This is a genomic window from Candidatus Cryptobacteroides sp., from assembly GCF_056207615.1.
In genome coordinates, this window is record NZ_JBAEER010000190.1 from 1 (window position 1) to 9503 (window position 9503).

Consider the following 9503-nt stretch of genomic DNA (forward strand, 5'->3'; position numbering starts at 1 on the left):
AGGAACTCGGGTTCGGTGGTGACGACTCTTCGCAGAAGCCTGGATTCACCTTCAAGGCCGGCCACCTCATGTCCAAGGACGGAAGCGTGGCTCTTGCCTTCCTCGCACCTGCTTTCGGCGCATTCGACAGCCTCCATACGCGTCAGCTCCTCGCACTCCTCGACGAGGCGTCGGCTGAGTTCGAGGCCCGCCATTCGGACGTTGAGGTGCTCTATCATGGAACTCCAATCACCAGCGCGGGCAACTCCAACCGCATCCGCAAGGACATACTCCTCAGCCTGGTCGTATCGCTCACGCTGATCATGCTGATCCTGCTCTGCTGCTACCGCGGCAAGAGTACGGTGGCCCTCGCCGTGTTCCCGCTCCTCTACGGTGCGATCTTCTCGCTTGCGATGGTATGGCTCATCAAGGGCACCATGTCCTTCATCGCGATGGGCATCGGTACCGCGGTGCTCGGAATTGCTGTGAGCTATGTGCTCCATGTGCTCACGCACTACAAGTACGTCGCCGATGTGGAGACCGTGCTTCGCGAGCAGAGTACGCCTGTGTGCCTTGGCTGCATCACGACCATTGGCTCATTCGCAGGCCTGCTCTTCACCAACAGCGACCTTCTCTTCGACTTCGGCCTCTTCGCCGTCATGGCGTTGGTGGCCTCGACCTTCGCGGCACTCTTCTTCATGCCTCAGTTCTTCACTGAGTCCAATGCCGCCAAGAACGAGACTGCCTTCCGTGTGCTCGAGAAGATCAACTCATACAAGCTCGACAAGTGCTGGCCTCTCGTGGCCGCTCTCACTGCCTTCATCGTCGTTGGAATCATTTTCAGCGGCAAGGTTGGATTCAATCCTGACATGCAGAGCATAGGCTACAACGGAGACAGGCTTCTCCGAAGCCAGAAGATATACGGGGAGAGGGTGAACATGGGCTATGCCTCCACCTACTACGCAGCGACCGGAGCCGACATCGACGAGGCACTCGAGAACGACAGGGCCCTCACTGCAGTGCTCGATTCTCTCCAGGACGCTGGCATGATCCGTCAGTACAGCTCCGTACTCACGCAGGTGGTAGTGCCGGAGGACCGTCAGCAGGAGAACATCGACAGATGGACCTCTTTCTGGACTCCTGAGCGTGTCGCAGCTGCCCGCAGGAACATCAGCCGCGCAGCCGCGGACAACGGACTCGATGCCGAGATCTTCGACCCGTTCTTCCTTCTCGTCGAAGGGGAGTACTACCCGGTTTCTATCCTGGATTACGGCGTCATCCCAGAAGAACTCCAGAACGAGTTCATGGAGGAGGTGGGCGACCAGGTCGTCATCTTCAATTCCACCACCATGGACGCGAAGGACAAGAAGGCCGTCGGCGATGCAGTTTCCGAGGTTCCGGGCGCGATCGTTGCCGACCCTTACTACTACATGAGCGACATGGTCGAGCTCGTGCATGAGGATTTCAGCAAGGTGCTTCTCATATCTTCGATCTTCGTCCTCCTGGTGCTCCTCGTCTCGTTCAGGAACATCATCACGTCCTTCATCGCCTTCCTCCCTATGTTCCTCAGCTGGTTCGTGGTCGAGGGTATCATGGCGCTCACGGGACTCGAGTTCAACCTGATCAACATTGTCGTCTCCAGCTTCATCTTCGGAGTGGGCGTCGACTATAGCATCTTCATCATGGACGGACTGCTCGCGGACAGCAGGGGAGAAGGTGGCAAGCTCCTGACCTACCACAAGACTGCGATCTTCCTCTCGGCAGTGATACTGATCTCTGTGCTTTGTAGCATACTTTTTGCAAAAAGTCCATCGATCAGGAGCGTCGGCCAGTGCGCACTCATCGGAATGGTGACCACCATCATGATCTCGTACTGCCTCCAGCCGCTTCTGTACAGGCTTGCATGCAGGTTCATTCCTGCCTATGAGCGTTCAGTGAAGAAATAAAGAAATTACTTACAGACTATGAATAAGATCCGAATCAGCGGCGCCAGAAAGTTCCTTCTGTCCGCAATGGTTGCATTCGCTGCAGCCTTTTCGAGCTCTGCCGACCTCCGTGCGGCTGACGATGATGCCATTCTCTCGAAGATCGCATCTAAGAACGCCGGCTACAAGACCATGGAGTACAAGTTCGACCATGTGAAGACCACCGCCACCAAGGCTCAGGTCACCATGCACGGCACCTCTTATTACACCGCATCCGACAAGTTCGCTCTCATCTACACCGATCCTGCGACCGAGCGCTTCATCATCAACGGAACGAAGCTCTACATGAACCGCAGCGGCAAGGTGCAGAACATCGACATCACAAAGGTCCCATCGATGAAGATGATGTCTACCTGCGTGCTCTGCGGAGTCTCGGGACGTGTCTCAGACATCCTCAAGGCTGCTGACTACGACTGCAAGGTCGAGGAGACCAAGGACGCATACGTCGTGACCCTCACCGCAAAACAAAAGGCAGCTAAGGGATACGCTCGTATTCTCCTTAGCTACCGTAAGTCTGATTGCGTCTGCAGCGTTCTCGAGATGGAAGAGTTCAACCACGTGGTTAACACCTACACCCTGCTCGACGGCAAGGTAAACGGCTCAGTAGACGATTCCGTCTATAGCATCAAGTAGTCTAGACTACACCGAAATATCGGAGTATCTCCGACCAAAGCAGATCCTGGGACTGAGCTCCTGAAGGATCTGTTTTTTTTGCGCCTCTCTTGCTCTCCTTGTTGATGACGTGCATGAAGTCCATGCCTATCTGCATTGCACCGCCGTCGGTGCGCATCTTGTCACCTATCATGAGCGCGTCCTTGGGGTCTATCCCGAGATCCTCGCAGACATTGCGGAAGGTGTCAGGACATGGTTTGAGACCACCGATGGCTGGCGCCTCGTAGACTCTGTCGAACCAGTCCGGCTCGTAACCCGCAGCCACGAGCTTCTCGTTTACCATCGCGTAGTCGGAGAGGACGGCGATCTTGATGCCCTTTCTGCGGAGCTTGTCGATAAGCTGCTTCGCGTGGTGGCGGGCGGTATAATGGGTCCTGATGATCCTGATCATGTTAGGCATATACCTGTCCCAGAACCATCTGGAGGCTTTCTCCCACTTGACTCCAGCATTGTCGCCCATGAGCTTGAAAAGGGCGTCGTAGTATGCGTCAGCCGTCTTGAAACGCTGGCCCTGGATCTTCTTCCTGCAGACTCTCTCGCTGCCGAGAAGCCTCATGTGGAACGGATCCCTGAGGATCAGGTACAATGGAAATCGATGGGACTCGTATAGGGTCCCATCGAGATCGAAGACGACTGCCTTGTATTCCTTCTTCATAAAGGAGGCTTAGTCGATAGTGAGCTTCTTGAACTTTGCGTGCCTCTTCTCGTCCTGGAGGAGGAGAAGGAGCTTGAACTGACCGTCGCGTGCACCCTCTGCGATACACTGTGCCTTGAAGGTCTCGAAAGACTCCCTGATGAGGCGATGGGTATTTGCATCCTTCAGACGGAGAGACTCCCTCTTTGCGAGGTACTCGACGTTCATCTTCTTGAGGTTCTCATCCACCTGCCTGGTGAACATCTCAGCCTGCTCCTGGGTGGTGTCGAGGTCTGCGAACTCATAATAGAAGTCATAATTCGAAGCCTCAAGGTTCGCGAAGCCGATGAAGAACCTGGTAGCAAGACCGGTCTGCTTCTCAGCCTGGTGAACAGCGTCGATGAACTGCTTCTCGTAGAGCTTCTCACCGGTGATGGTGACGATACCGTTGACCTTCTGGATCATGTGGACGGTAGGGGTCTTGTGGAAGCATGGACCTGCCTCGACGATGTCGTGCATGTCGTAACGGTAGAGACCTGCGAAGGTAGTCACATAAGGACAATACCTCTTGCCGTTCACGAGCTCGTCGATCTGGTAGAACTTAGGATTAGGATTGTCGAGGTCCTCCTCGGCCACGAACTCGTAGTAGTGGTAGTGAGGGAACATCACGGTGTTGAGGGTGTCGTCGATCACGAGACCGAAGCGGCACTCTGATGAGAAGTATCCGAACTCCTGGTGGAGCATGGTGTCAGGGAAACTGTCTGCGAACTTGTCGAGATATACGCGGGTGTTACCGCACTTCCATGTGTTGAGGATCTGGATGTTTGGCCAGTAGTGCTTAGGGACCACGTTGCCATATTTTGCCTTGAGGGCGCGGAGCTCAGCCGCACGCTCAGGATTTGGCTTGAGGCATGCCTCGAGTTCCTTGCGGATCTCAGGGTCGATCTGGACCTTCGCTGAAAGGGTACCCTTCTCGATGTCCTCGACATACTCGTCGTAGAAGCGGTTCACATTGTTCTGGAGCTCTACGATGGTAGACGGGTTCGCAGTCACGAGGAGAGTAACGTCCTGCTCGATACCCATACGCATGAGCACATAGTAGCGAGCGTTGTAGTCAGCGATAGAATAAACGCACTGAGGGTTGGTGTAGAGAGCCTTCACGAAACCTGGAGCGTCCCTCTGGGTCACGCCTGAAACCGAGCCGAATACTGTTCCGTCCGGAGCGTAGCCCTCGATGACCTTGCCGACGATGGAGAGGATCTTACCTGAGAAGACCTTCCTCCTGTTCTGGATGAAGTTGTAGAGCCATACCTTGGTCATCTTGCCGTACACGGTCTTGAGGTAGGTCTCGGTGATAGGAATCCACTTAGGCTCTGCGGTGGAACCTGAGGTGGTCGCATAGAGGACAGGCTTGCCAGGGAAGAGAATGTTCTCCTCTCCGTGCTTGTGCCTTTCCACGTATGGACGGAGGTCCTCATAGTCGTTCGGCTTCACGTTCTGGGCGTAGCGCTGGAAGAGCTCGTCGTCGCTGGTTGCGGCGAGAACCTCAGCGAAGTTGTGCTCCTTTCCGTAAACGGAGTCCTTGGTGTATTCGAGAATAGCCCTGAGAGTCTGTGCACTTGCAGACCTTGGTGATTCACTTGCCTTGACGAGGGCGCGGTGCTGGATGCCACCTGCCATTCCGAGAAGGAAGTTTGCCTTGAGCATTGCTGTGTTCATGAGAAATCTGGGTTAGGTTATATACTTATTCTGTTGTTTGTTCGTGGTTGGATGTGTCAGTCCAGATGCGACGGCCATGGGTTCTTTCCCTCCCATCCGGCCATTCTGACCATCTGCTCATGTGCCTCGTCTCGAAGCCTTGCAACCTCGGCCTTCCTCGGAGTCTCCTCCGACGGGAGGATAGGAGTGCCGACGGTGATGTCGACGCACGGACCCTTGCCGAAGAGCTTGTAGAGGCCCTTGCGCTCGCGGTAGGAGATGACCATAGGGACGACCGGGATCTTGTATTTCCACGCCATGTTGAACACACCGGTATGGAAAGGTCTGATAGGCGCATAGAAATCCCATCGTGCAGCTTCAGGGTAGGCGAGTATCCACTCTCCTCTACGGTGATATTCGTCGAAGGCCTCGTTGAACTTCATCAGTCCGCCCCTGTCCTCAGGGATAGGGATGCCGCCGATGGAGCGCAGGAACCAGAGGTCCTTGCCGAGGAAATGTCCGCTGAACATAGGGACCTTCACGGTACGATATCGTATCGCGTCAAGTACGCAGAGAGCGTCCCATCTGTAGACATGGTTGCAGACCGCCATGGCTCCGGAGCGGAAGAGCTTCCTGTTCTGACGGATGTTCTTCCTGCCGTGGACGCGGAGTCCGTGGATCAGACGGTTCAGGAGAAATGCATAGGACCAGAGTCCCGCATAGCACAGGAATCTGTTGTACTTATAGTCGAATGAGTCATCCAGGTAAGGATAGGTGGCATCAAAGACGAAGTCGTGATACTTCTGTCCTACCGGAACAATCTTCGCAGAGGGGTCAGACGGGTAGTCTATGCCGGTCTGTGGTACAAAGGGGGTCGAGGTCTGTTCTTTACACATTTGGTTGTAAATATAGCGACAATTCCCCTAAATTCCTAATGCGTGGCGGCGAATAAACAAAAAAGGGGCAGTTTTCTGTCCCTTTTTTCCAATATGTCTTGCGTGCTAGACTATTCTTCCGTGATGTTCAGCACGGTGTCAGGGCCGAACTGGGTGCCCCTGAGCTTCTTCTGGGTGCTCGTAGGGAGCCATAGACCATAGACTTCGCTGCAGTTTCCTGCAGTTATGAAAGCCTGGATGTTGTTCTTGCGTACGTACTCCATGAGCTTTGCGAACTCAGACTGGGTGAGGAGGCTCTGTATCTCCTTGCCCTTCTTACCTGTGAAGCCGCCTTCCACGTCGTAGACGCTGCATCCGCGCACGAGGGTGTGGATGATGTAGTCCTGTATCTCCTCATGCTTGTTGCTGATGATGCAGACTCTCTTTCGCTTGTTGAGGCTGGCGGTGAAGTAGTCCACCACGAGACCGTTCATCCATGTTCCGATGAGGCCGATGACTACCATCCTGAATGGGTTGATGGCTACGGCGAGCATGCAGATCACTCCGCCGGAGACGGCCACCGCGGTGCCGATGTCCATGTGCATGAACTTGTTCATGATCAGGGCGACCACGTCGAGTCCACCGGTGGAAGCGTTGATCCTGAAGAGGAAGGCCTGGGACGCGCCCAGCAGCAGCACGAAGCAGCAGAGGTCGAGCCAAGGGTCGTTCATCACCGAATACTGACCGGGCTCCGTGAGGAATTTCGTGTATGGGTATATCCACTCCCATACGTCCATGAACGGACCGAGGAGCAGGGAGGCGATGGTCGTCTTGATTCCGATCTCGGAGCCGAGAAGGGTGTAGGCGAGGATGAGCAGCAGGGCATTGAAGATGAGCACGAGCAGCGAGACCTTGATGTTTACGCCTATGGCCGCGAGCAATGAGTTCACGATCATCGCGAGACCGGAGATCGTTCCGATGATGATCTTGCTCGGGAGCAGGAAGTAGTAAACGGCCGCTGCACCCGCGAGGAGGCCGAGTATCATGGTGATGACTTCTTTCCAGAACTGTACGCTCTTGAGAAGCTTTAATACTTTTTCCATTATTGGTTATTAATTTGCCCGCAAATTTAAACGAAAATAAGATATTATATAATTTAATTATATATTTGCACCCAAATTTCCGGAGGTACCGGAGCCGGGCCGTAGCAGTTTTACCGATTGCTTAGCGTTCTGGTAAAGTTTTATGTAACCAACCTTTTTATGGTACGAAATGAAGAAGCTTTCAGTACTCGTCACGGCATTGTTATGCTGCTCTCTTGCGTACTCGCAAGAGGTTGACGTCCGCATCATTCCGAGATTCGACGTCAACACCTATGTCCCAATCAACAAAGATGGAGGAGCCGCCGTCGATTTCGGCAATACTTCATTCTACTCTCTCGTAGAAGGAACTTTCCTCGAGAATTTTTCATATTCGATAGAAAATCACTGGATCTCGGTATACGGATATCAGACCCCGGGCCAGGATATAGCCAGCCTCTATACCAACACGCTCAATTCCAACGCAGGCAACTGGCTTGACTGGGCCAACCTTACCTATACCCTCTATACCGACAATGCCGGCAGCTTCAGCATCACCGGAGGAAAGGACGTCCTCTCCATCGGTACCTTCGAGTATGATGCATACGACTTCGACGCGCATTTCGGTCTCAACTCGATGCTCTGGAACTTCCTCCCAGTCTATCAGTGGGGCGGTAAGATCGCGTACACTACTCCGAACGAGGCCAACACCGTGTCTTTCCAGGCAGCGACTTCTCCTTTCGGCGGAATGCTCTTCAAAGAGCGCCAGTACGGTGCATACAGCCTCCAGTTCAGGGGCGACTATGAGGTCTATTCACCTATCGTCGGAGTAAACTTCATCGAGTATGAACCTAAGAAGTATCTCCAGATCCTTTCCCTTGGCCAGCAGGCTTACTTCGGTGACTTCACCGTCGGAATCGACTGGATGAACAGGGTCAGCAGCGCGAAGACTTTCTTCGGACAGGAGATGCAGCTCATGGGCAACTTCTCATATAACTTCGACGACAAGTTCGAACTTTTCGGAAAGGTAGGCTGGGAGCGATTCAATGCTCCTGTCATCTTCTCTCCTGAGGATGACATATTCGGAATCTTCGAGGAGTATGGTTTCATCCCGGATGAGCAGAATCCCGTACTTGCAGTCCCTAACAATTATGTCTTCGGCGGTATCGGCCTGAACTGGTATCCACTCAGGGACAGCCAGGATCTTCGCGTGCATGCTGTCATATCGGCGAACAACTGGGTTAACGAGATGTCAATCAATCTCGGCGTAACATACAACTTCAGCGTTTTCAGCAGGTAAGTCAAGATAATGATCCAGAACGACATCATCATCAACATTGAGCACCTGAGCAAATCCTTCAACGGCAAGAAGGTGCTCGACGACATCAACCTTTACATCCAGCGCGGCGAATTCATCACTCTCCTCGGCCCATCGGGCTGCGGAAAGACCACTCTGCTCCGCCAGATAGCCGGTTTCCTCCAGCCGGACGAGGGAAGGATCACCATGGAAGGAAAGGACATCTCCGACGTCCCTCCACATCTTCGCAAGCTCAACACCGTTTTCCAGAGATACGCGCTCTTCCCACATCTCGACGTCTATGACAACGTCGCCTTCGGTCTCAAGCTCGCAGGCGTCCCTGACGACGAGATCGAGACCAGGGTGAAGAAGTTCCTCAAGATGGTCAGCATGTCAGGATATGAGGACCGCGACGTGAACACCCTTTCCGGCGGCCAGCAGCAGCGTATCGCTATTGCCCGTGCCCTTGCGACTGAGCCTGACGTCCTGCTCTGCGACGAAGCGACCAGCGCGCTCGACCCCAAGACAACGCATTCCATCCTCGGCCTGCTGAAGGACATCAATGAGAAGCTCGGCATCACCATCATTGTTATCACGCATCAGATGAGCGTTGTTCAGGAGGTCTGCAACCGCGTTGCCATCCTTGAGCATGGTACCGTCGTTGAGGAGGGTGAAGTCTCCGCCATCTTCTCCAATCCGCAGGCCACCGCGACCCGCAATCTGATCTATCCTGAAATGGCCGATGGCGCCGCCCTGGCTGATCCGCACGGTCAGCGCATCCGCCTCATCTTCAATGGCGGCGAGGTCTCCCGTACGCCGCTCATTGCCCGTCTGGCCACCGAGACCGGTGTGGAAGCCAGCATCATCGGCGCCTCTACCCGCAGCGTCGGTGAAAAGGCCTTCGGTTATATGCTGCTGGAGATCCCCGGCGGTCCCGACGACCTCGCCAAGGCTGTGAAGTTCCTGAATGCCGCGCCGGATGTCACTGTTTCCGTCGAGGTCGACTACGCCAAGGCATAATGAAGGAGGAAGCTGACTTATGAATTTCGCATCCGGCTTTACCCCTGATAAGCTGCAGGAAGCCTTTCAGATGCTGATCAACGATTTCCCCGGTGCGCTGTGGGAGACCGTTTATGTAACCATCCTGTCCACGCTCTTCGCCGTGGTCATTGGTCTGCCGCTGGGTATGATCCTTGTTTCCGGCGATAAAGACGGCATTCGTCCCCTGCCTCCCCTGCTGATGCGCGTGCTGAATGTGGTCATCAACCTGCTGCGCTCCGTTCC

Annotated in this window: 9 protein-coding genes; 5 read left to right on the forward strand and 4 right to left on the reverse strand. The window is 54.4% G+C overall.

The genetic code is table 11. The features are described from left to right. Nucleotides 1-1925 (forward strand): MMPL family transporter (locus AC06ND_RS10390; RefSeq protein WP_475678911.1); only part of this gene is annotated, 1925 nt, incomplete at its 5' end. A gap of 18 nt (nt 1926-1943) precedes the next feature. After that, nucleotides 1944-2597, forward strand: coding sequence for a LolA family protein (locus AC06ND_RS10395; protein ID WP_475678912.1), 654 nt, complete (start codon nt 1944-1946; stop codon nt 2595-2597). 1 nt (nt 2598) lies between these two features. Here the strand turns inward: AC06ND_RS10395 and AC06ND_RS10400 are convergent, their stop codons facing one another. The 4 genes from AC06ND_RS10400 to AC06ND_RS10415 form a co-directional block, all read right to left on the reverse strand. Then, complete coding sequence (locus AC06ND_RS10400) at nt 2599-3291, reverse strand: HAD family hydrolase (protein ID WP_475678913.1); 693 nt, start codon at nt 3289-3291, stop codon at nt 2599-2601. A gap of 9 nt (nt 3292-3300) precedes the next feature. Beyond that, complete coding sequence (locus AC06ND_RS10405) at nt 3301-4989, reverse strand: GH3 auxin-responsive promoter family protein (RefSeq protein WP_475678914.1); 1689 nt, start codon at nt 4987-4989, stop codon at nt 3301-3303. A 56-nt stretch (nt 4990-5045) separates the two neighbouring features. Next, entirely contained in the window at nt 5046-5864 is an 819-nt protein-coding gene (locus AC06ND_RS10410; protein ID WP_475678915.1) for a lysophospholipid acyltransferase family protein, read from the reverse strand. 110 nt (nt 5865-5974) lie between these two features. Continuing rightward, nucleotides 5975-6946, reverse strand: a complete 972-nt coding sequence (locus AC06ND_RS10415) for a YitT family protein (RefSeq protein WP_475678916.1) — start codon at nt 6944-6946, stop codon at nt 5975-5977. 169 nt (nt 6947-7115) lie between these two features. Between AC06ND_RS10415 and AC06ND_RS10420 the strand changes: the two genes are divergently transcribed. The 3 genes from AC06ND_RS10420 to AC06ND_RS10430 form a co-directional block, all read left to right on the forward strand. Continuing rightward, nucleotides 7116-8222 (forward strand): hypothetical protein, encoded by a 1107-nt coding sequence (locus AC06ND_RS10420; protein ID WP_475678917.1) that lies wholly within the window; start codon nt 7116-7118, stop codon nt 8220-8222. A gap of 9 nt (nt 8223-8231) precedes the next feature. Further along, nucleotides 8232-9239 (forward strand): methionine ABC transporter ATP-binding protein, encoded by a 1008-nt coding sequence (locus AC06ND_RS10425; protein ID WP_475678918.1) that lies wholly within the window; start codon nt 8232-8234, stop codon nt 9237-9239. A gap of 19 nt (nt 9240-9258) precedes the next feature. Continuing rightward, nucleotides 9259-9503, forward strand: a 245-nt coding sequence (locus AC06ND_RS10430) for a hypothetical protein (protein ID WP_475678919.1), incomplete at its 3' end; no start/stop codon positions are given.

Bases quoted from the DNA above. Each gene is read 5' to 3' on its own strand.
- AC06ND_RS10400 (WP_475678913.1), bottom strand. From the start codon at position 3,291: ATGAAGAAGGAATACAAGGCAGTCGTCTTCGATCTCGATGGGACCCTA.
- AC06ND_RS10395 (WP_475678912.1), top strand. From the start codon at position 1,944: ATGAATAAGATCCGAATCAGCGGCGCCAGAAAGTTCCTTCTGTCCGCA.
- AC06ND_RS10425 (WP_475678918.1), top strand. From the start codon at position 8,232: ATGATCCAGAACGACATCATCATCAACATTGAGCACCTGAGCAAATCC.
- AC06ND_RS10410 (WP_475678915.1), bottom strand. From the start codon at position 5,864: ATGTGTAAAGAACAGACCTCGACCCCCTTTGTACCACAGACCGGCATA.
- AC06ND_RS10415 (WP_475678916.1), bottom strand. From the start codon at position 6,946: ATGGAAAAAGTATTAAAGCTTCTCAAGAGCGTACAGTTCTGGAAAGAA.
- AC06ND_RS10420 (WP_475678917.1), top strand. From the start codon at position 7,116: ATGAAGAAGCTTTCAGTACTCGTCACGGCATTGTTATGCTGCTCTCTT.
- AC06ND_RS10405 (WP_475678914.1), bottom strand. From the start codon at position 4,989: ATGAACACAGCAATGCTCAAGGCAAACTTCCTTCTCGGAATGGCAGGT.